Raw genomic sequence first — 20,384 nt, forward strand, 5'->3', positions numbered from 1 at the left:
ACATCGCCTGCGATGGGGACCTCGGACCGGTCGGCTCATGGCGGTACTTCGCCCGCCCGCGGCGGCGGCCGCCCGAGCGTCACGTCATATGAGCACGAACCCGGCCCTGAGCCGGGTCGGGTTCGTGCTCATATGACGTCGGTCGCGGTCAGGCGCCGCCTGACCAGGTCATGCCGGGCCGGGTTGCGGCGTCATCGACCGGCTTCCTCCAGCTCGACGGCGTGTTCCGCCCGGGCGGGAAGGAGCAGGGCGGTGATGACCACGGCCACGGACAGCACCGCGCCGAGGATGAAGGCCAGTCGCATGCCGTCGAGGTTGGCGAGCGCCTCGGCGACCCCCTCGGCTTTCAGGGCGTCGGCGCGCGCGCTCATCACGGTGATGACGAGCGCGGTGCCGAGGGCCGCCGAGACCTGCTGGAGGGTGCTCAGGATCGAGCTGCCGTGGGAGTAGAGGTGCGGGGGAACCGCGCCGAGCCCGAGGGTGAACACCGGGGTGAAGGTCGCGGCCAGGCTCACCATCAGCAGCGCGTGCAGGCCGAGGATCTGCCAGTACGGCATGGTCATCGTGACCTGGGTGAAGCCGGCGAGCGAGAGCATGATGCCGATCGCGCCGGGGATGACCAGCACCCGGCCGCCGAACTGGTCGAACAGGCGGCCGACGGTCGGACCAAGCAGGCCCATCGCCAGGCCGCCCGGCATCACGAGGAGCCCGGTCTCCAGGGCGCTGAGCCCGCGGACGCTCTGCAGGTAGAGCGGCAGCAGGATCATCGAGCCGAGCATCGCCATGAAGGACACCGACATCAGGATCAGCGCGACGGTGTAGGTGCGGTGGCGCAGGGTGCGCAGGTCCATCAGCGGCACGTCGCGCTTCTGCAACGACAACTGGCGGAAGACGAAGACGGCGATGGTGACCAGCCCGGCCGCCACGATCCCGGCGGCAAGCCGGACGTCACCACCCTCGAACTGGCTGAGCCCGTAGACCAGGCTGCCGAAGCCCGCCGCCGCGGTCACCACGCTGAACCAGTCGATGGTGCTGAACTTGGGCTCGCCGATGTTCTTGAGCCGCTTCAGGCCGCTCCAGGCGATCAGGGCGGCGATGGGGAACACCACGGCGAACAGCAGGCGCCAGGACCCGAACTGCAGGATCACCCCCGAGATCGCCGGGCCCATCGCGGGCGCGACCGAGATGGCCAGGGTGACGTTGCCCATGACCTTGCCCCGGTCTTCCTCGGGCACCACCTGCATCAGCGTGGTCATCAGCAGCGGCATCATCACGGCCGTCCCGGACGCCTGGATGATGCGCGCGCCCAGCAGCACCTCGAACGTCGGCGCGACGGCGGCCAACGCCGTGCCGATCAGGAACAACGCCATCGCCACCGTGTAGGCGCTGCGGGTGGACACCCGCTGCAGGAACCAGCCGGTGATCGGGATGACCGCGGCCATGGTCAGCATGAAGGCGGTCGAGAGCCACTGCGCGGTCTGCTCGGTGATGCGCAGCGCCTCCATCAACCGCGGGATCGCGTTGATCATGATCGTCTCATTGAGGATGACCACGAACGTGGCGAGCACAAGCAGCCGGATCACGGCCGGGGTGCGGCCCGAACCGGCGGCCGCGGACTTGGCGGGTGAGTCGAGCTGTGGGCTGGGCACGGTACCTCTATCAGAGTTGTCGGAAATAGCGTCGTCACGGCCGGTATTCCAGCCTTGGGTCTCACGAGTAGTCGTGGTCATACACAGACTGACCTACACCACCGACAAAACTCATCGCCCCCGTCCAACATTCCGGCACGTGATGCGAAATGTCACCCGCTTTTAACCCGGGTCCCGTGTCGCCCCATGACCTGCGGCGAACGCCGTGCGCCCCGTCGATCCCGGCGCCGAAGCCGGGGCGCGGTCGGTCTGCCGCCGTCAGGACGACGAGGGGGATGTTCCCGCCCCTCGTCGTCCACCTGCGGTCCGCGGCCGGACTGCGCGCCATGCCGACGACGGTGCTCATGCCGGGCGTCATGGGCCATGCCTCATCGCCCCGGACGACGACCGGCCGTTCGGCTCAGCCGGGCCCGTTGACGTCCGACTCGGACGCGGCCAGCAGGCGACCCGCAAGAGCCGTGAGGCTGAGCCCCTTCAGGTCGGGGATAAGGACCCCCGCGATCTCGTCGACATGCCGGCGCCAGGCGTCGGGGACGGCGGCGGCCCCCGACGCCGCGCCGCACAGTGCGCCCACCATGGCCGGCATGCTGTCGGACTGCCGGGCGACCAGCGCGGCCGAGCCGAGGGCCGTGGCGAGGTCGCCGTCGGCCAGCTCGGCCAGGACGAAGGCCGTGGGCAGGGTCTCGGCGGCCACTCCCCCATGGCTGTACACGGCCGGGCTGAGCCGCTCGACCAGGCCGGGGACGGCGTCGAAGGCCGTACGCGCCGACTCCCGGACGTCAGCCGCCCTGGCGAGGTTGCGGGCGGTCCAGCTGTTCTCGGGGAAGGCGCCCGCCGCCTCCCGCAGCGCGTCGCGGAGGGAGGCGCCGCCGACCAGCGACGCGATGGCGACGGCCATCGCCTGAGCGGCCCAGACCCCGTCCTCGGCGTGGGTGATCTCGGCATAGCGTCGCGCGACCTCGGCGGCCCCGGCGGGGTCGCCGGCGTAGTAGAGGCCGATCGACACTCCGGCGGGAACGGCGCTGTCGGAGTAGTGCATCGGGTTGTCGTTGCCGGTGGCGGGCGGCGTCAGGCCCCTGGCGCTGTTGATGATCGCGGAGCGCTCCGCGACGCCGGTCCAGACGTCGGACGACATCCGCTTGCGCCATTCGGCGAAGAGCGCGGCCGAATCGTGGACCGGCGCTTCGAGGAGCACCAGCGCGGCTATGGCCGCGGTCTCGGCGTCGTCCGTGGGAGACAGCGGGATGTCGTCCCCGATGCCGAGGGTGAACGGCAGCAACGGGCGCGAGACCCGCTGTTCGTCCAGCGCGGCCGAGAGCCGCCAACCGGCGGCCCGTGCCCAGGCCGAGCCGGCCCTGCGGTGGAACTGGGCGGGAAGGCCCGCGGCGTCGCCGGCGGCCAGCCCCAGCAGGGCGCCGGCCGCACGATTGTCCCGCGCGGCGGTGGCGTCAACGCCCATCGACGGCCACCTCCCTGAGCGCCGAGCTCTGCCGGCCGGCGTCGTGCAGCCGGTCGGCCAGGTCGACGAGGTCCGTGCCAGCGGTGGCGGTGATGCATCGTCCGCTCACGCGTGCCACCTGGGCCCGCCACCGGTCGGGGATGGCCTGGGCGCCGTGCAGGGCGCCCGCCATGGCGCCGGCGATGGCGGCGATGGTGTCGGAGTCGCGGCCGATGTTGACGCCCGCCAGCACCACCTGGGTGAAGTCCCCCCGGTGGGCGGCGAACAGGCCGAAGGCCAGCGCGATCGCCTCCGGGGCGGCGTCGGCCCAGGGGTAGTGGAAGAGCGGGATCTCCGCGTACAGCGCTTCCTCCGCGGCGGCGGGTGAGCCCGCCGCCGCGGCCACGTCGAGCGCCCGGCCCACCAGCCGCGCCGACCAGGAGTCCCGTGGCAGCGCGCGCACGCCCGCGTCGATCACGTCGCGGTGGTCGTGCGCGGTCGTCGCGACGGCGACGGCCGCGGCGACCGCCTGGGCGCCGAAGACGCCGTCGCGGGCGTGGCTGACCGAGGCGTCCACGGCCGCGATCCTGGCGGCCTCGTCGGGGTCGCCCATGCAGAGGATGCCGACGGGAGCGATCCGCATCGCGGCGCCGTCGCTCCACATCTCGTAGCTGTCGCTCCCGCTCTGCGGCGGTCGCAGCCCCGAACGCAGGTTGGCGAGGGCGACCATCTCGCTGAAGCCGGCGCCGTGGAAGCCGCCCCGCTGCGCCGCAACCGCGTCCAGCCAGACGTCGGCCACGTCTTCGGCGGTGATGCTCCTGCCGTGGGCGAGCAGGCCCCGGGCGCAGAGGACCGCGTACTCGGTGTCGTCGGTGCCGGCCGCGTCCTCGGTGAGGAAGTCGGTGACCCTGCCGTAGCGTGCGTGGATCTCAGCAGGTGTCATGCCTTCGGTGGGTGCGCCGAGGGCATCGCCGACCGCGAGGCCGAGCAGCGCGCCTCGGCACCGGTCCAGAGTGGTCACTCGCTCTCCAGAGTCGCATCGTTTTGCATGATGCCGCACACGCTAGCAGCGCACGCTCCCCCACGAACAGCGAGCTGCCTGGGATGACTTCTGGAAACAGGATCGTTACGCTGACCCCTTGACCGGAGCCGGGGCCGCACTCCATGCTACGACCCAAATCGATTTGCATTTGTGGGAGCGAGATGAAGGAAGCAGGCCGGCGCCCGGACATCGCCGCCGTCGCCGCAGCCGCCGGAGTCAGCGTGACGACCGTGTCGCACGTGCTGAGCGGCCGCAGACCGGTCAGCGCCCGTACCCGGGCCAAGGTGGAGGCGGTCATCGAAGAGCTCGGCTACCGGCCGAACCCGTCGGCCCGCAGCCTGCGGACGGACCGCAGCGAGTCGATCGCGCTGATCGTCCCCGATCTGACCAACCCGTTCTACCCGCTGGTCGCGGCGGGGCTGCAGGACGTGCTGATGTCGAGCGGCTACCTGCTGTCCGTCACCGACGCGGCGCTGCCCAGCCGGGCCCTGCCCGAGGTCGTACGGCACGTGCTGGCCCGCAGGGTCGACGGCATCGTGCTGGCCACCTACGGCGCCACCGATCAGGACATCGACAAGATCGCGAAATCCGGCACCAAACTCGTACGGCTGGGCGGCCGGTTCCGCGCCGAGTTCGGCGACATCGTCAGGGCCGACGACACCAGCGGCGTGCACGACATCGTCAGCCACCTGATCGACCGGGGATACCAGCGCATCGCGTTCCTCAACGGCGAGCCGCACGCGCACCCGAGCCAGATCAGGCTTGAGGGCTACGAGCGGGCGCTGCGCGAGGCCGGTCGGCCGATCCTGCCCGAGCTGATCCACTCGGGCACGTTCACCCGGGCGGGCGGCGTGGAGGGGGCCAGAGTCCTGCTCTCCCGCTCGCCCCGCCCCGACGCCCTGGTCTGCGCCAACGACCTCATCGCCGTCGGAGCGCTCGACGTGACCAGGCAGCTCGGTCTGTCCGTCCCCGGCGACGTGGCCGTCACCGGCTACGACGACATCGAGGCCGCCTCCCTCATCACCCCCGCCCTGACCACAGTGCTCAACCCGGCCCGCGAGATCGGCAGGACCTGCGCACGTCTTCTGCTCGACCGGCTGGCCGGCGAGTACGACGACACGGCCCGCGAGATCGTCCTCGCCCACCGGCTCATCGTCCGCGACTCGTCATAGCCGTCCGTAAGGAGAACCACCTTGTCCGTCAACCTCGCCCGCCGTGACTTCCTCAAGCTGAGCGGCACCACCGTGGCCGCCGGTCTGGCGCTCGCCGCGTGCGGCAGCTCGTCCTCCGGCTCCGGCAGCAACAGCGTCACCTACTGGGCCGCCTTCGCCACTCCCGACAGCGAGAAGTACTTCCGCCAGAACCTCGTCGACGCCTTCAACACGAGCGCCAAGGACGTCCGCGTCAAGATGGACGTCAAGCAGCTCATGACGCTGGGCAACCTGACCAACACCGCGGTGGCGGCGGGCAAGGGCCCCGACGTCGTCTACGCCGACGGCCCCTCGGCCGCACTGTCCTTCGCCAAGAGCGCCAAGACCGTGACGCTCGACGAGTACGCCACGAAGTACGGCTGGCAGGACAAGCTGCTGCCCTGGGCGTACGAAGTCAGCAAGATCGACGGCAAGCTCCACTCCGTGCCCGTCGGCTACGGCTCGCTGGTGCTCTACTACAACCCCGACACCTTCGCCCAGCACGGCTGGAAGGTGCCGACCACGCTGGCCGAGTTCGAGACCGTGTGCGCCGCCGCCAAGAGCGCGGGCCTGATCCCCGTAGGGGCGGGCAACAGCGGCTACAAGGCGCAGAGCGAGTGGTACCTGACCTGCGTGCTCAACGCCGCCGCCGGCCCGAAGGCGATCCACGAGGCGCTCACCGGCGCCCGCAAGTGGGACGACAAGGTCTTCGTCGACGCCATCACCCTGTTCAAGGCGCAGATCGACAAGGGCTGGTGGGGCGGCGGGGCCGACCGCTGGTTCACCAACACCGACACCGACATGTTCACCGGCCTCGCCGCCGGCAAGGTCGCGATGTACATGACGGGAACGTGGAGCTTCGACTCGGCCGGCACGTTCTTCACCGGCGGCAAGAAGTGGGACTGGGCGCCGCTGCCCTCGCTCGGTGACGGCGTGCCCGCCGGGGTCTATCCGCTGGCGATCGGCACCACGCTGTCGATCAACGCGCGTTCGGAGAACCCGGCGGGGGCGGCCGAGTTCATCGACTACCTCATCGCCGATCCCAAGCGCATGCTCGATTTCCTCGCCACGACCGGCACCAACCCCCCGCCGCTCAAGGTCTCCGCCGACGCCTACCCGGCCGGCATGGACGAGCGGGTGGCGCGGCTGTACAAGGCCATCCCCGAAACCACGAACTTGGGCTACGCGAGCTGGAGCTTCGTCCCGCCGAAGACGGACACCTATCTCTACACGGAGTTCGACAAGGTCATCACGGGTGCGATGTCGCCCGCCGACTTCTGCGCCGGACTGCAGAAGACCTTCGCCGCAGAGCTCGCGGCGGGCGCGGTGGCCAAGCCGTTCGCCCCCGAGTCGTGAGCGCGCCCCGTGCCCGCGCCCGGCTGACGGCCTGGCTGTTCATCGCTCCGCTGCTGCTCGTGAACCTGCTCGTCGTCGCCGGGCCCGGCCTGATGTCGGTGTACTACTCCTTCACGGACTGGGACGGCCTCGACGAGGCGCACTTCGTCGGGCTCGCCAACTACGCGACGCTGTTCGGCAGCCCCGACTTCCGCGGGGCCCTGCTGCACAACCTGCTCTGGACGGCCTTCTTCCTGGTCGTGCCGATGTCGATGGGGCTGCTCGGCGCCTTCCTGCTGTCCCGGATCAAGCGCGGCCAGCTGCTGTTCCGGCTGCTCTACTTCATCCCGTACGTGATCGCGACCGTCGTCTCGGCCGCCATCTGGCGGCAGATCCTCAGCCCGACCAGCGGCCTGGCACCCGCCCTCGGCAGCCTGGGCCTCCCCTGGCTCAACGACGTGAACTTCCTGGGTGACGGGCGGATCGCGCTCGGCGCGGTCGCCTTCATCAACAACTGGCAGTGGTGGGGCTTCCTGGTCGTGATCTTCCTGGCGGCCATGCAGTCGATCGAGCCGTCGCTCTACGAGGCGGCGAGGATGGACGGCGCCGGCAGCTGGCGCGAGTTCTGGCACATCACCCTGCCGTCGATCCGCCCGACCTTCATGTTCCTGTCGCTGATGACCGTCATCTGGTCGTTCCTCGTCTTCGACTACATCTACATCCTGACCCAGGGAGGTCCCGCCGGCTCGACCGACGTGCTCAGCACCGTGATGTACCGCGCCGCGTTCAGCGAGCAGCAGGCCGGCTACGCCTCGGCGATCGGCGTCATCCTGGCCCTGATCAGCGCGGTCACCGTCGGCGGCTACCTCTACCTGCGCCGCCGCCTGAGGTGGGAGATATGACCCGGCGCCCGTTCGTCTACCTGACCCTGACCGTCCTGGCCGTCTACGCCCTCGGCCCGATGCTGGTCTTCGTCCTGGCCTCGCTGAAGACTCCGAGCGAGATCAGCGCCAACCCCCTGGGCCTTCCCGGCGAGTTCCGCTGGGAGAACTTCGCGACGGCCTGGACCGACGCGAACATGGGCGCGGGCCTGGTCAACAGCGCCATCATCGCCGTGTCGACCGCGGCGGGAGTCTGCGTCATCTCCGGCTGCGCCGCCTACGCGCTCGGCCGGCTGGACCTGCCCAAACCCGGACTGTTCATCCTCTATCTGCTGGTCGCCAGCTCGCTGCCCATCCAGCTGTTCCTGGTGCCGCTGCTGTCCCTGTGGACGAAGATCGGGCTGTACGACAGCAGGTTCGGGCTGATCGTCATCTACTGGGCCATCTACAGTCCGTTCGCCACGTTGCTGATCCGTTCGTTCCTGCTCGCCGTCCCCAGGGAGTACGAAGCGGCGGCGCGTCTCGACGGCGCGGGAGAGGTGCGGCTGTTCACCCGGATCGTCTTCCCGCTGATCTGGCCGGGCGTCCTCACCGCGGGCCTGATCGCGGGGCTGCAGGCGTACAACGAGTTCCTGCTGGCCGTGACGTTCATCCAGGACAGCGAGAAACTGCCGGTCTCCCTGTCGCTCTACTCCTTCCAGCAGGGCTTCTCCCCCGACTGGGCGCTCGTCAGCGCGGCCGGTCTGATCATGGCCCTGCCGCCTCTGGTGCTGTTCCTGTCTCTGCAGCGCCGCTTCGTCGAGGGTTACACCTCCTCGGGGATGTCGGGCTGAGCGTGCCGTAGCGCCTCCAGCAGCCGCGCGAGGGCGGCCTGGGTGGCCGGCAGGTCCGCGGGGTCGTCCGAGCCGGCCAGCCACAGCGCCGCCTCGTTCATCGCGCCGGACAGCAGGTGGGTCAGCGGCGCGACCGGCTGGGGCGCGATCGTGCCCTCCTCGATCAGGTCGGTGAGTGCTTCGGCCAGGTGGCGGGCCGAGGCGGCCTCGTCCATCGCGCGCCATTCGGTCCAGCCGAGCACGGCGGGGCCGTCGACGAGCATGATCCGCTGAACGCCCGGGGCCGTGCTGGCCGTCAGGAACGCCTGGCAGCCGACGGTCAGGCGGGTCCAGAGGTCGTCGTGGACGTCGGCGGTCCGCGCCACCGTCTCGGCCACCTCCTGCTGCACCTGCTCCAGGACGGCCCTGAACAACTCGGCCTTGCTCTCGAAGAGATGGTAGAGCGCGCCCTTGGTCACCCCGGCCTCGGCGACGATCTCCGACAGGCTCACCGCGCCGTAACCCCGGTCCGCGAACAGGCGCCTGCTCTCCCGCAGCAGGGCCTGCCTGGTCTGCTCCCGTTGCTGCGCCCGGACGCCGTGCGTCTTCATACTTCCTCCCTTGACATACCGATGGTACGTCAAATACACATTCACGTACCGATGGTATGTGAAAGAGGTTCGTATGAAACTGACCAGCTTCTATCCCGTGATCTGCACCGCCCGGCTTCAGGAGTCCCGCGACTTCTACACCGGGCTCCTGGGGTTCGAGACGACGTTCGAGGCCGACTGGTACGTCAGCCTGCGGCGCCCCGGGACGCCGTCCTATGAGCTCGCGCTGCTCGACCACACCCACCCGACGCTGCCCGAGGCGTATCGCGCCCCGGTTCGCGGGCTGCTGCTCAACTTCGAGGTGGCGGACGTGGACGCCGAATGGGAACGGCTCGTCGTCGGCGCGGGGCTGACCGCCGAGCTGGCGCTGCGCAGCGAGGACTTCGGGCAGCGGCACTTCATCGTGGCCGATCCCAACGGGGTCCTCATCGACGTCATCACCCCGATCGAGCCCTCGGCTGAGTACGCCGGGCAGTACGCCGGCTCATGACGCCCGGTCGGCGAAGCGGGTGGTGCCGGGGTGGCGGCGGTCCCGGCAGCGGTGAAGCCAAAGATGGTGGTGGCGAAGGTGTCAATAGCGATCCGACATATTTCGGCCACTTAACCTGGCCATCCGAGCTCTGCATGGATCGCGTCCAGGGCTTCCTTCAGGCCGGATACCCGAAACGTTTCACGGAGCCGGTGGCGTGAAATATTCATTCTCCGTCCGGGGCGGGCCGCGCTGCGCGACCAGGGAAGACGGCGGGCGGCAGGACGGGATCGGCGGGGCGGCGCATTGACGGGTCCACGCCCGGCGGGGTTCGCTCCACGTGCAAGGAGCCGACCGTTCAGGGACCGCGGTCTCTGTTAGCGCTCGCAGAAACGGAGACATCCATGGTGAGGATGACGCGCCTGCTGAGCGGCCTGGTCGCCGTGCTGGCGCTGCTCGCGGCCACGGTCTACGCCACGTCGGCCGGCGCGGAGTCGAACGGCGGCGTACGGGTGATGCCGCTCGGCGACTCGATCACCGACGGGTTCAACGTGCCAGGGGGTTACCGCGTCGACCTGTGGCAGAAGCTGGTGGCGGCCGGCTACTGGGTCGACTTCGTCGGATCCCAGTTCAACGGGCCGTCGAACCTGGGCGACCACGACCACGAAGGCCACTCCGGATGGCGGATCGACCAGATCGACGCCAACATCGTGACCTGGCTGCGCACCTACCAGCCGCGTACGATCCTGCTGCACATCGGCACCAACGACATGTACCAGAACCCGACCGGCGCGTCCTCCAGGCTGGCCACGCTCATCGACCGCATCACCGGCACCGCGCCCGACGCCGAGGTGTTCGTGGCGACGATCATCCCCCTCAACGGCGCCGACCCGACCGTCAGGGGCTTCAACTCGGCGATCCCCGGCATCGTGCAGTCCAGGGCCGCGGCCGGCAAACACGTCCACCTGGTGGACATGTACAGCGCCCTGACCACCGCGGACCTGGCCGACGGCGTCCACCCCAACGCCGGCGGCTACAGCAAGATGGCGACCGTCTGGTACAACGCCCTGCGCTCGGTCCCCGGCAGCCTGGAGGGAACCCCGACCCCCACGCCGACCCCGACGCCCACGCCTCCCGGGCAGGGCGGCGCCTGCACCGCGACCTACCGGACGGTCAACACCTGGAGCGGCGGCTTCCAGGCGGAGGTGACCGTACGCAACAACGGGTCGGCGCCGCTGAACGGGTGGACCGTGGGCATGACCCTGGCCGCCGGACAGGCCGTCACCAACCTGTGGGGCGGCGTAAACACCGGCGCCAGCGGTGCGATCAGCGTCTGCAACGCCTCCTACAACGGCACCCTCGCGGGCGGCGGCACCACGACGTTCGGCTACGTCGCCGGCGGCAACGGCGCGAACGCGCCCACCGGCATCGGCTGCTCCAGCCCCTGAGTGGTCCCCGGCGCCGGCCGCTACCTCTGCTGCGCGACCTGCACGAGGCGAGCACCATCGGCACGCTCGTCCCGCCCGACCGGCTGCGCGACGGCATCGCCCTGTCCGGCGTGGACTTCTCCTACGGCGGCCCGCCCGTGCTGCGCGGCATCGACCTGCGGCTCCCGGCCGGGGCCACGGTGGCGCTCGTTGGCGACCACGGCAGTGGGAAGACGACGCTGGTCAAGCTGCTGTGCGGGTTCTGCCGGCCGACCGGCGGCACCGTCACCGTGGACGGGACACCCCTCGCCGAGCTGGATCCCGCGGCCTGGCGGGACCGCGTGACCTCGGCCTTCCAGGACTTCAGCCGCTTCCCGTTCCTGGCCCGCGAGGCCGTCGGCGTGGGCGACCTGCCCAGGATGCACCACATCGCGCGGGCCGCCGAGAAGGGCGGCGCCGCCCGGGTCTTCGCCCGCCTGCCGGAGGGCGAGGAGACCAGGCTCGGCAAGGCCCTCGGCGACGGCGTCGAGCTGTCCGGCGGCCAGTGGCAGAAGGTCGCCCTGTCACGGGCGTTCATGCGGTCGACGCCGCTGCTCGCCGTGCTCGACGAGCCGACGGCCGCGCTGGACGCGGCCAGCGAGTACGAGGTCTACCAGCGGTACGCGGAGGCGGCCCAGGAGTGGCAGCACGCCACCGGCGGGATCACCCTGCTGGTCTCGCACCGGTTCGCCACCATCCGGATGGCCGACCTGATCGTCGTGCTCGACGGCGGCCGCATCACCGAGTGCGGCACGCACGCCGAGCTCATCGAACTCTCAGGCCGGTATGCCCGCCTGTACGACCTCCAGGCGTCCGCCTACCAGTGATCGCTCACGGGTGGCGGGAGAGGTAGCCGCCCATCGTCCGGAACACCTCGCCGGCCGGCAGGTCGGTGCCGTCCTCGGTGCGCACCCGTTCGATCACCAGGCCGTGGTTGCCGCCCCGGCGGGCCTCGGCGCCCGCGACGATGACGATGCCGTCGCCCTCGCGGATGAACACCCGGCCCGGCGTGCCGCCGTAGACGCCCTGGGAGACCGAGGCCTTCAGGACGCGGACGCGCTCGCCCCTGTAGTGGGTGAAAGCGTTGGGGTAGGGGTCGGACTGGGCGCGTACCAGCCGTTCGATGTCCTCGGCGGGCCAGTTCCAGTCGATGTTGCTGTCCTCGATCGAACGCTTGTGGAAGAAGCTGGCCTTGGTGCGGTCCTGGGGCGTCCACTCGGTACGGCCGGAGGCGATGAGGTCCAGGGCCTCCGCGACGATGGGGCCGATGAGGTCGACCGTGCGGTGGAACAGGTCGGTGGCGGTGTCGGCCGGGCCGACCGGGACCGCGCGCTGCACGACGATGTCCCCGGCGTCCAGTTCGGCGTTCATCATGTGGGCGGTGACGCCGACCTCCTTCTCGCCGTTGATGAGCGCCCAGATGAGCGGGGAGAAGCCGGCGTAGGCCGGAAGCAGCGAGTCGTGCACGTTGAGGATGCCGTGCCGGGGCAGGGTGAAGATCTCCGGCGGTATCCAGGTGCGCCAGTTGTTGGCGACGATGAGGTCAGGCTCGACTTCCTTGAGGGTGAGCAGGAGCTCGTCGTCGGGCCGGTTGCGGAGCACGACGGGGACGCCGTTGGCCTCGGCCAGCTCGGCCACCGAATCGCTCCAGATCTTCTCGTAGGCGTGGTCGCTCTGAGGGTGAGTGACCGCCAGCACCACGTCATGCCCGGAGTCCAGCAGGGCTTGGAGGGTGCGATGCCCCCAGGTCTGGTAGCCGAACATCACGACCCGCATCAGCGCTCTCCTTGTGAGGTGAGGGGAATAAAGGTTAGGCTCGCCTAATTAGGCGAGCCTAACCTAAGTTGGTTCTTGATTCCACCCACGGCTCCCCATCTCGGACCGCTCTCTCGAAAGGCTTTTCATGCCCACTGCCGAGCAGCCCGTCCACGACCTCGTCGGCATCGGTTTCGGACCGTCCAACCTCGCCCTGGCCATCGCGCTGCGCGAGCGGCAGGCGCGCACCGGCGAGCGGATCGACGCGGTGTTCCTGGAGAAGCAACTCTCGTTCGGATGGCACCGCGGCATGCTCCTCGAAGGCACCACGATGCAGGTCTCCTTCCTCAAGGACCTGGTCACCATGCGCAACCCCACCAGCGAGTTCGGCTTTCTGTCCTACCTGAAGGCACGCGGCCGGATGCTGGACTTCATCAACCACAAGACGATGTTCCCCTCCCGCATGGAGTTCCACGACTACCTGGAGTGGGCCGCGGCGCCGTTCGCCGACCAGGTCGAGTACGGCTCGGAGGTCGTCGCGGTCACCCCCGTAACCGTCGACGGCGCGGTGGAGTATCTCGACGTGGTGGTCCGCCAGGGCGACGGGGAGCTCAGCACCCGCCGCACCCGCAACCTGGTCGTCGCCGTCGGCCTGGTCCCGGTGCTGCCCGACGGGATGGTCGGCGACGACCGCGTCTGGCACAGCGAGGAGCTCCTGGACAGGCTCCCCACGCTGACGGACCCGCGCCGGTTGGTGGTGGTCGGCGCCGGCCAGAGCGCCGCCGAGGTGACCGACCACCTGCACGGCCGTTTCCCCCGCGCCGAGGTGTGCGCGGTCTTCTCCAAGTACGGCTACACCCCCGCCGACGACAGCTCCTTCGCCAACCGCATCTTCGACTCCGGCGCGGTCGACCACTACTTCGACGCGCCCGAGGCGGTCAAGGACAGCCTGCGCGCCTACCACGCCTCCGCCAACTACTCGGTGGTCGACCTCGACCTCATCGACGAGCTGTACCGCAGGCACTACCAGGAGAAGGTGCGGGGCAGCCAGCGGCTGCGCATCCTCAACGCCTCCAGGCTCGTCGAGGTCGCCCGGGACGCCGAGGGCGTGCGCGCCACCGTCGAGTTCCTGCCCACCGGGGAGCGGACCGTCCTGGACGCCGACGCGCTCGTCTACGCCACCGGCTACCGGCCCGGCGACCCGCTGACCCTGCTGGGCGCCGTCGGCGAGCACTGCGAGCGGCTGCCCTCGGGCGCCCTGCGCATCGAGCGCGACTACCGGATCGCCACCTCCACGCACCTGCGCTGCGGCATCTACGTGCAGGGAGCCACCGAACACACCCACGGCCTGACCTCGACGCTGCTGTCGAACACCGCCGTGCGGGCCGGGGAGATCATCGACGCGGTGGCCGGGCGGCTGCGCACCCCCTACGCGTTCTCGCGCTGACGGACGCCGCGGTGATGGCCCGGCCGTCACCGCAGCGCCCAGGCCACATCCCTAAGCAGGGCGTGCCGCCAGCCCGCCCGATCGTGGCCCGAGGCCGACCGGGAGACCCGCACGGTCGCACCGGCCTGTTCGGCCAGGGTCTCGACCAGCTCGCAGTGCGGCAGCATCCGCGCCTCGTGTTCCCCCACGTCGAACGCGACCCGCAGTCCGGACAGGTCGGGGCGCTCCCGCAGGCGCGCGGCGATGGCGCCGCCGACCGGGCCACCCATGGGGTCGGCCAGGCCGGCGGCGCCGGGCATCCACCAGAACGACCCCGACTGGCAGGCGACGGCCGACACCAGCTCCGGGAACTCCAGGGCCGCGTACATCGCGCTCAGCCCGCCGAGGCTCTGCCCGGCGACCACCAGCCGGTCCAGGTCGGCGGGCACGCCGCTCTCGGCGACCAGCGGCAGCAGCTCGTCCCGGACCGCCTCCCACAGCTCGGCCACGCACCCGAACTCGGCCTCCCTGGCCTGGGCGGGCAGGAAGACGAGCGTGACGGCGGGCATCTCGCCGTGGGCGACGGCCGAGTCGAACGCAGTCATGGCCGGGTGCAGGTACAGCCAGTCGTCCCCGTCGAGCAGCAGGACCACCGGCCCGCCGCCGCCCGCCGGGTGGACCCGCACGGTGCGCCGCCCACCGAGCCGTTCGCTGCTCCAGCGGATCCGGGTGCGCGGGAGGGGCAGGACGTCTTCGGCGCCGATGGCGGGCCAGTGCGGCTGGGCGGGGGCGTCCGGGGTCGCGGCGATGGACCGGTCACCTCCCGCACCGGCCGGGTTGAACGGGTCGGCGCAGGCCCCGTCGTCCGTGACGAACCGGTACGTCACCCGCAGCCGCGCGGGCATGGCCACCTCGGCGTACCAGCAGTCCGTGTTGCCCCACCGGCGCAGGGGCACCGGCTCCGACCAGCTCTCGAAGCCGACGCTCGCCGGGGACCCGCGCCACAGGAACAGGGTCGCCCAGCCGTCGCCGGCGGGCACCGACGCGGGCGCTCCCGCCGCCGCCCAGAACTCGTCGGAACCAGGTTCACCGGGGAACCCGAACGTGGCGAAAGTGTGCTCCATGCGCGGTCGTACTCCGTCCCTACCGTCGGCCAGAAACTAAGGATAGACTTACCTAAGTTTCATGATCGAGACGTGCCCCGTGGATTGTAGGTCGATGAGTACGACTCTGGAGAAACGTCCCGCGTCCGAGGTCACAGGGGTCCGCCGGCGGCGGGTGGTGGGCTTGGGCGCGCTCGCGGTGGTTCTCCTGGTCGCGGCGGCGGTGTCGCTGGCCGTCGGCGCGCGCGGGCTGAGCCTCGCGGAGGTGTGGCAGGGGTTGTTCCCGGAGCCGGGCTCCGACCAGCGGCTCACCGAGATCGCGCTGATCGTGCAGACCGTACGGGTGCCCAGGACCGTGCTCGCGATCGTGGCAGGCGTCGCTCTGGGGGTCAGCGGGGCGTTGATCCAGGGGTACACGCGCAACCCGATCGCCGACACGGGGTTGCTGGGCGTGAACTCCGGCGCCTCGTTCGCCGTCGTGTCGGTGATCCTCCTGTTCGGGCTCGCCAATCCGTACCAGTACGTCTGGTTCGCCTTCCTGGGGGCGGCGGCCGCCGGCGCCGTCGTGTTCGGGCTGGCCAGCATCGGCCGGGGCGCGGGCAGCCCGCTGACGCTCGCGCTGGCCGGGCAGGGGGTCGCGGTGTTCCTGGCGGCGATGACCACGGCGGTCGCGTTATCGGACCAGGCGTCGCTGAACGCCCTGCGGTTCTGGAACGCGGGCACCGTCGCCGGGGTCGGATTCGACGTCATCCGGCCGGTGGCCGCGTTCGTCGTGGCCGGGCTGGTGCTGGGGCTCACCACGCTGCCCGCCGTCAACCTGCTCAACCTGGGTGACGACGTCGCGCGCGGGCTGGGCGTGAACATCACGCGCACCCGGACCGTCGGCATCGTCGCCATCACCCTGCTGGCGGGCGCGACGACGGCGGCGTGCGGCCCCATCGCGTTCCTCGGGCTCATGGTGGCCCACGTGGCCCGGTATCTCACCGGGCCGGACTATCGCTGGCTGGTGCCGTGCGCGGGTCTGCTCGGCGCCGTCATCCTGCTGACCTGCGACATCGTGGGGCGCGTGGTGACCCGGCCGGGCGAGTTGCAGGCAGGCGTCGTCGTCGCCGTGGTCGGCGCCCCGTTCTTCGCGGCGCTGGTCTGGCGCGGAAAGTTCAAGACGGTATGAACGAGACGGCGGTCAAGCGGCCGGTGACACCGGGCGTGCGGCTCGGCCACGCGTCGTTCGTGTGGCGGCCCTGGATGGTGCTGGTCGCGCTGCTGCTGGCGGCGGCGGCCTTCCTGGTGTTCTGCCTGTCCATCGGCACCGGGGACTTCCCCATCGGCCTGCCCCAGGTGATCGCCACGCTCTTCGGCCGGGGCGAGCGGGTCGACGAGTTCGTGATCATGGATCTGCGCCTGCCGCGCGCCCTGGCCGGGCTCGTCGTGGGGATCGCGCTCGGGGTGTCCGGGGCGATCACGCAGTCCATCGCGCGCAACCCCCTGGCCAGCCCGGACGTGCTGGGCATCACCGCAGGCGCGAGCGCGGTCGCGGTGTTCCTGGTGACGGTGTCGGGCGGGGTCGCCGCGGCCGTCGTCGACTCCGTGGGCCTGTCCGCGGCGGCGCTCGCGGGCGGTCTTGGCACCGGACTACTGGTGTACTTCCTGGCGTGGCGGCGCGGGATCGACGGCCTCCGGCTCATCCTCATCGGCATCTCGGTGAGCGCCGTGGCGGAGGCGATCACGATCTGGCTGCTGGTCACGGCCGATATCCGGGACGTGGCCCGGGCCCAGGCGTGGCTGGTCGGCTCGCTGGACAACCGGACGTGGGGCGAGGTCTGGGTGGCGCTGTGGTGCGCGCTCGCTCTCATGGCCGTCGTGTCGTGTGTGGCGTTCCAGCTCAGGCCGCTGCACTTCGGTGACGAGGTCGCGGCGGGCCTGGGTGTCCGGTACTCGATGGTGCGGGCGGTCCTGCTGCTGTGCGCGGTGCTGCTGGCCGGCGTGGCGGTGAGCGCGGCGGGCCCGGTCCCGTTCGTCGCGCTGGTGGCGCCGCAGGTGGCGATGCGCCTGTCACGGTGTCCGACGCCGCCGCTGGTGGCATCCGGGCTGGTGGGCGCGCTGCTGCTGATCGGCGCGGACCTGGTGGCGCGTACGGCGCTGCCGGTCAGCCTCCCGGTCGGCGTGGTCACCGCCGCGATCGGCGGCCCTTTCCTCGTCTACCTGCTGGTGCGGGCGAACCTGAAGAAGTAAGGTTAGGCTAACCTAATCTGCGCATGTTACGGTTCCAGTGGATCGCACGAAAGCAAGGGATTCCGGATGCTCCTCCAGCGAAGAACAGTGACGAAGACCTTGCGGGGCATCGCAGTGGTGTTGTCCGCTGCGACATTGATCGCGGGATGCGGTTCCGGCTCGGCGGAGCAGCCGAGCGGCGACACCACCGCGGCCGCCACGGGTGGTGGCGTGTTCCCGTTGACCGTGGAGCACGCGTTCGGGTCCACGCAGATCACCAAGGCCCCCCAGCGGGTCGTCTCCGTCGGCTACACCGACGACCAGGCCATCCTGGCCTTCGGCATCAAGCCGGTCGGCATGGTCGACCAGTACCCGAACCCGCCGGGCAAGACCCCCGACGTCAACACCCAGTGGCCCTGGGTGAAGGACCGGTGGGGCGACACCCGCCCCGAGGTCATCATGAACAACGGGGACTCCGGCCCCAACTACGAGAAGATCGCCGCCCTGCGGCCCGACCTGATCATCGCGGTCTACTCCGAGATCGACCAGGCCGCCTATGACCGGCTCTCCAAGATCGCTCCTACGGTGGGCCGCACCAGGACCGAGAAGGAGCCGTTCAGCGCGCCGTGGCAGGACAACGCGCTGCACATCGCCAAGGCGCTCGGCAAGGCCGACGAGGGCGCCAAGCTGGTGCAGGACATCCAGGACAAGCTCGACACCGCCCGCAAGACGCACCCGGAGTTCGCGGAGCGCACCGCCGTCGCGGTGTCCTGGTACAAGAACTCGGTCGCCCCGTTCACCACCACCGACGTGCGCGGACGGCTGGTGTCGGGCATCGGCTTCAAGGGCGCGACGGAGATCGACAAGATCGCAGGCGGCAGCTTCTACACCGTGCTGTCCCCCGAGCGCATCGACCTGATCGACGTCGACCACATCTTCGTCATCGCCGACCAGGCGGACCAGAACGCGCTGAAGAACTTCAAGCTGTTCGCCAACCTGCCCGCGGTCAAGGGCGGCAAGGTGTCGTACCTGCTGGACAGCGAGGGACCGGCGATCGGCGCGGCCATGTCGCAGGGCACCCTGCTGTCCCTGCCGTACGCGATCGACGAGCTCGTCAAGTCGGCCGCCTAGTGATGCCGGTGAACGTGTCCTGTCCCCGGCCTGCCGTGGCCCGGGTGTGAGCACCACCGGCACCCGCGTCGCCCCGGCGATCCTGCGCACGGCGACCGGAGGCGAGGCCACCCGATGGGTCGCGGCGTACTGCCGCGAGGTGCGCTGGCTGACGGGCGCCACCGTGCTCACCGCGGTGGCCGCGGCGGCGCTCCAGGTGCTGCCGTTGCTCCTGCTCGGCCGGGTGGTCGACGGGGTGGTCGAAGGTCAGTCGCGGTCGGTCCTGGTCACCGTCGGGGTGCTGATGGTGACCGCCGCGCTGCTCGGCTCGGCGGCCACCACGGCGTCCACGTACCTGATCGGGCGGCTGGGCGCGGACCTGCTCGCGCGGCTGCGGGAAGGCGCCGTACGGGCGGTGCTGGGCATGCCGGGCGCGCGGATCGAGCAGGTCGGCCGGGGCGACGTGCTGTCCAGGGTCGGCGATGACGTGGCCGTGGTGTCCAAGGGCATCCGGACGGCGGTCCCCACGGTGTTCTCGTCGGGGGTGCTGGTCGTCATCGCCACGGCGGGCATGTTCGGGCTGGACTGGCGGCTCGGCCTGGCGGGCGCCGGCGCGCTGCCCGCGTACGCGCTGGCGCTGCGCTGGTATCTCCCCCGGTCCGCGCCGCTCTACCAGCAGCAGCGGGAGGCCCAGGCCGATCGCGCGCAGGCGCTGATCAGCGGCCTGAACGGGATCGACACCGTCCGGGCGTACCGCCTGGAGGAGGCCTTCCGCGAGCAGGTCACCCGCGAGTCGTGGCGGGTGCGCGATCTCGGTGTCGAGGTGTTCCGGTTCTTCGGCCGGTTCGTCGGCAGGGAGAACCGCGCCGAGTTCATCGGGCTGGTCCTGATCCTCGTGGTGGGGTACGTCCTGCTGGAGGCCGGCGCCGTCACCCTGGGCGAGGCGTCGGTGGCGCCGCTGCTGTTCCACCGGCTGTTCAACCCGCTGGGCGCCATCCTGTTCACCTTCGACGAGGCGCAGAAGTCGGGCGCGAGCCTGACCCGGCTGGTCGGCGTGCTGGGCGAGGCCACGGAGGAGCGGCTGGTGGGCGGGGTGGCCGCCCCCGCGGACGCCGGGCCGTACCCGGTGGTGGTCGAGGGGCTGACGTTCAGCTATCCGGGCAGCTATCCGGGCTCGGAGCGGCCGGTCCTGTGGGACGTCGACCTGGTGATCCCGGCCGGCGGGTCGCTGGCGCTGGTGGGGGCGACGGGCGCGGGCAAGTCGACCCTGGCGGCGCTGATCGCGGGGATCGGGACCCCGCAGGCCGGGTCGGTGCGCATCGGATCGACCGATCTCGCCGGGCTGGACGAGGCCGGCGCGCGGGCCCTGGTGAGCATCCTGACGCAGGAGACGCACGTGTTCTCCGGGCCGCTCTCCGGCGACCTGCGGCTGGCTGCGCCGGAGGCGGCCGACGCCGAGCTGATGGACGCGTTGCGCAGGGTCGGCGCCGACACGTGGGTCGCGGCGCTGCCCGACGGGCTGGACACCGTGGTCGGCGAGGGCGGTGAGCGGCTGGACGGCACCAAGGTCGCCCAGATCGCCCTGGCCCGGCTCGTATTGGGCCGGTCGCCGGTGGTGGTGCTGGACGAGTCGACCGCGGAGGCGGGCAGCCAGGGCGCCGCCGAGCTGGAGCGGGCCGTGGCCGCCGCGTGCCTGGGCCGTACGACGCTGTTCGTGGCGCACCGGCTGACCCAGGCGATGGCGGCCGACCGCATCGCCGTGCTGGACGCGGGACGCGTCGTGGAGCAGGGAACCCACGAGGAGCTGGTGGCTCTGGGCGGCAGGTACGCGCGGCTGTGGCGCGCGTGGCAAGAACCTTCATCCTTCGAAAGGGACGGCTGAGTCT

18 protein-coding genes are annotated in these 20,384 nt (G+C 70.8%); 12 read left to right on the plus strand and 6 right to left on the minus strand.

The annotated features are described in order from the left end of the window. Positions 1-191: 191 nt before the first annotated feature. The 3 genes from ABZX61_RS32075 to ABZX61_RS32085 all read right to left on the minus strand — a co-directional run bounded on the left by ABZX61_RS32075 (position 192) and on the right by ABZX61_RS32085 (position 4,108). Positions 192-1,649 carry an MDR family MFS transporter gene (locus tag ABZX61_RS32075; protein ID WP_355199868.1) on the minus strand — a complete coding sequence of 486 codons (1,458 nt, stop codon included), beginning with the start codon at positions 1,647-1,649 and terminating at the stop codon, positions 192-194. Positions 1,650-2,049: 400 nt separating this feature from the next. Further along, positions 2,050-3,108: an ADP-ribosylglycohydrolase family protein gene (locus ABZX61_RS32080; protein WP_355199869.1), complete on the minus strand. Its 1,059-nt coding sequence runs from the start codon at positions 3,106-3,108 to the stop codon at positions 2,050-2,052. After that, the gene (locus ABZX61_RS32085) at positions 3,098-4,108 is read right to left on the minus strand and encodes an ADP-ribosylglycohydrolase family protein (protein WP_355199870.1); all 1,011 of its coding nucleotides are present in this window, start codon (positions 4,106-4,108) and stop codon (positions 3,098-3,100) included. The genes ABZX61_RS32080 and ABZX61_RS32085 overlap by 11 nt, the downstream gene beginning before the upstream one ends. Before the next feature lie 182 nt (positions 4,109-4,290). Here ABZX61_RS32085 and ABZX61_RS32090 point away from each other — a divergent pair, with 182 nt between their 5' ends. Genes ABZX61_RS32090 through ABZX61_RS32105 form a run of 4 tightly spaced genes read left to right on the plus strand, consistent with a single transcriptional unit; the run spans position 4,291 to position 8,368 of the window. Further along, on the plus strand, positions 4,291-5,301 hold the full coding sequence (locus ABZX61_RS32090) for a LacI family DNA-binding transcriptional regulator (protein WP_350735648.1): 1,011 nt from the start codon (positions 4,291-4,293) through the stop codon (positions 5,299-5,301). Positions 5,302-5,322: 21 nt separating this feature from the next. Next, on the plus strand, positions 5,323-6,675 hold the full coding sequence (locus tag ABZX61_RS32095; protein WP_355199871.1) for an extracellular solute-binding protein: 1,353 nt from the start codon (positions 5,323-5,325) through the stop codon (positions 6,673-6,675). Further along, the gene (locus ABZX61_RS32100) at positions 6,672-7,556 is read left to right on the plus strand and encodes a sugar ABC transporter permease (protein ID WP_355199872.1); all 885 of its coding nucleotides are present in this window, start codon (positions 6,672-6,674) and stop codon (positions 7,554-7,556) included. Before ABZX61_RS32095 ends, ABZX61_RS32100 begins: the two co-directional genes overlap by 4 nt. Continuing rightward, positions 7,553-8,368 (plus strand): carbohydrate ABC transporter permease, encoded by an 816-nt coding sequence (locus ABZX61_RS32105; protein ID WP_355199873.1) that lies wholly within the window; start codon positions 7,553-7,555, stop codon positions 8,366-8,368. The genes ABZX61_RS32100 and ABZX61_RS32105 overlap by 4 nt, the downstream gene beginning before the upstream one ends. On the opposite strand, the gene ABZX61_RS32110 is transcribed toward ABZX61_RS32105, so the two are convergent. After that, complete coding sequence (locus tag ABZX61_RS32110; RefSeq protein ID WP_355199874.1) at positions 8,341-8,958, minus strand: TetR/AcrR family transcriptional regulator; 618 nt, start codon at positions 8,956-8,958, stop codon at positions 8,341-8,343. The genes ABZX61_RS32105 and ABZX61_RS32110 overlap by 28 nt on opposite strands. 73 nt (positions 8,959-9,031) lie before the next feature. Between ABZX61_RS32110 and ABZX61_RS32115 the strand changes: the two genes are divergently transcribed. From ABZX61_RS32115 to ABZX61_RS32125, 3 genes are all read left to right on the plus strand, one after another. After that, the gene (locus ABZX61_RS32115; RefSeq protein ID WP_355199875.1) at positions 9,032-9,448 is read left to right on the plus strand and encodes a VOC family protein; all 417 of its coding nucleotides are present in this window, start codon (positions 9,032-9,034) and stop codon (positions 9,446-9,448) included. Between the two features lie 383 nt (positions 9,449-9,831). Beyond that, positions 9,832-10,875 (plus strand): cellulose binding domain-containing protein, encoded by a 1,044-nt coding sequence (locus tag ABZX61_RS32120; protein ID WP_355199876.1) that lies wholly within the window; start codon positions 9,832-9,834, stop codon positions 10,873-10,875. A 110-nt stretch (positions 10,876-10,985) separates the two neighbouring features. Further along, positions 10,986-11,720 carry an ABC transporter ATP-binding protein gene (locus tag ABZX61_RS32125; protein WP_355199877.1) on the plus strand — a complete coding sequence of 245 codons (735 nt, stop codon included), beginning with the start codon at positions 10,986-10,988 and terminating at the stop codon, positions 11,718-11,720. A 4-nt stretch (positions 11,721-11,724) separates the two neighbouring features. Here the strand turns inward: ABZX61_RS32125 and ABZX61_RS32130 are convergent, their stop codons facing one another. Next, positions 11,725-12,669, minus strand: a complete 945-nt coding sequence (locus ABZX61_RS32130) for a methionyl-tRNA formyltransferase (RefSeq protein ID WP_355199878.1) — start codon at positions 12,667-12,669, stop codon at positions 11,725-11,727. Positions 12,670-12,796: 127 nt separating this feature from the next. Between ABZX61_RS32130 and ABZX61_RS32135 the strand changes: the two genes are divergently transcribed. Then, positions 12,797-14,095: a lysine N(6)-hydroxylase/L-ornithine N(5)-oxygenase family protein gene (locus ABZX61_RS32135; protein ID WP_355199879.1), complete on the plus strand. Its 1,299-nt coding sequence runs from the start codon at positions 12,797-12,799 to the stop codon at positions 14,093-14,095. 26 nt (positions 14,096-14,121) lie between these two features. On the opposite strand, the gene ABZX61_RS32140 is transcribed toward ABZX61_RS32135, so the two are convergent. Beyond that, complete coding sequence (locus tag ABZX61_RS32140) at positions 14,122-15,198, minus strand: alpha/beta hydrolase-fold protein (RefSeq protein ID WP_355199880.1); 1,077 nt, start codon at positions 15,196-15,198, stop codon at positions 14,122-14,124. A gap of 94 nt (positions 15,199-15,292) precedes the next feature. Between ABZX61_RS32140 and ABZX61_RS32145 the strand changes: the two genes are divergently transcribed. The 4 genes from ABZX61_RS32145 to ABZX61_RS32160 all read left to right on the plus strand — a co-directional run bounded on the left by ABZX61_RS32145 (position 15,293) and on the right by ABZX61_RS32160 (position 20,380). After that, a complete protein-coding gene (locus ABZX61_RS32145; RefSeq protein ID WP_355199881.1) occupies positions 15,293-16,348 on the plus strand; it encodes an iron ABC transporter permease in 1,056 nt (351 codons plus the stop codon). Continuing rightward, positions 16,345-17,409, plus strand: coding sequence for an iron chelate uptake ABC transporter family permease subunit (locus tag ABZX61_RS32150; protein ID WP_355199882.1), 1,065 nt, complete (start codon positions 16,345-16,347; stop codon positions 17,407-17,409). The genes ABZX61_RS32145 and ABZX61_RS32150 overlap by 4 nt, the downstream gene beginning before the upstream one ends. Positions 17,410-17,496: 87 nt before the next feature. Then, the gene (locus ABZX61_RS32155; RefSeq protein ID WP_355199883.1) at positions 17,497-18,519 is read left to right on the plus strand and encodes an iron-siderophore ABC transporter substrate-binding protein; all 1,023 of its coding nucleotides are present in this window, start codon (positions 17,497-17,499) and stop codon (positions 18,517-18,519) included. Positions 18,520-18,565: 46 nt separating this feature from the next. Further along, positions 18,566-20,380 (plus strand): ABC transporter ATP-binding protein, encoded by a 1,815-nt coding sequence (locus ABZX61_RS32160; RefSeq protein ID WP_355199884.1) that lies wholly within the window; start codon positions 18,566-18,568, stop codon positions 20,378-20,380. Positions 20,381-20,384 lie beyond the last annotated feature (4 nt).

It is taken from the genome of Nonomuraea sp. NPDC003709 (assembly GCF_040610775.1).
GTDB classification, from domain to species: domain Bacteria; phylum Actinomycetota; class Actinomycetes; order Streptosporangiales; family Streptosporangiaceae; genus Nonomuraea; species Nonomuraea angiospora_A.

Excerpts from the sequence above, each read along its gene's own strand:
- ABZX61_RS32145 (WP_355199881.1), top strand. The coding sequence starts at position 15,293 with ATGAGTACGACTCTGGAGAAACGTCCCGCGTCCGAGGTCACAGGGGTC.
- ABZX61_RS32090 (WP_350735648.1), top strand. The coding sequence starts at position 4,291 with ATGAAGGAAGCAGGCCGGCGCCCGGACATCGCCGCCGTCGCCGCAGCC.
- ABZX61_RS32105 (WP_355199873.1), top strand. The coding sequence starts at position 7,553 with ATGACCCGGCGCCCGTTCGTCTACCTGACCCTGACCGTCCTGGCCGTC.
- ABZX61_RS32140 (WP_355199880.1), bottom strand. The coding sequence starts at position 15,198 with ATGGAGCACACTTTCGCCACGTTCGGGTTCCCCGGTGAACCTGGTTCC.
- ABZX61_RS32080 (WP_355199869.1), bottom strand. The coding sequence starts at position 3,108 with ATGGGCGTTGACGCCACCGCCGCGCGGGACAATCGTGCGGCCGGCGCC.
- ABZX61_RS32135 (WP_355199879.1), top strand. The coding sequence starts at position 12,797 with ATGCCCACTGCCGAGCAGCCCGTCCACGACCTCGTCGGCATCGGTTTC.
- ABZX61_RS32120 (WP_355199876.1), top strand. The coding sequence starts at position 9,832 with ATGGTGAGGATGACGCGCCTGCTGAGCGGCCTGGTCGCCGTGCTGGCG.
- ABZX61_RS32150 (WP_355199882.1), top strand. The coding sequence starts at position 16,345 with ATGAACGAGACGGCGGTCAAGCGGCCGGTGACACCGGGCGTGCGGCTC.
- ABZX61_RS32130 (WP_355199878.1), bottom strand. The coding sequence starts at position 12,669 with ATGCGGGTCGTGATGTTCGGCTACCAGACCTGGGGGCATCGCACCCTC.
- ABZX61_RS32110 (WP_355199874.1), bottom strand. The coding sequence starts at position 8,958 with ATGAAGACGCACGGCGTCCGGGCGCAGCAACGGGAGCAGACCAGGCAG.
- ABZX61_RS32115 (WP_355199875.1), top strand. The coding sequence starts at position 9,032 with ATGAAACTGACCAGCTTCTATCCCGTGATCTGCACCGCCCGGCTTCAG.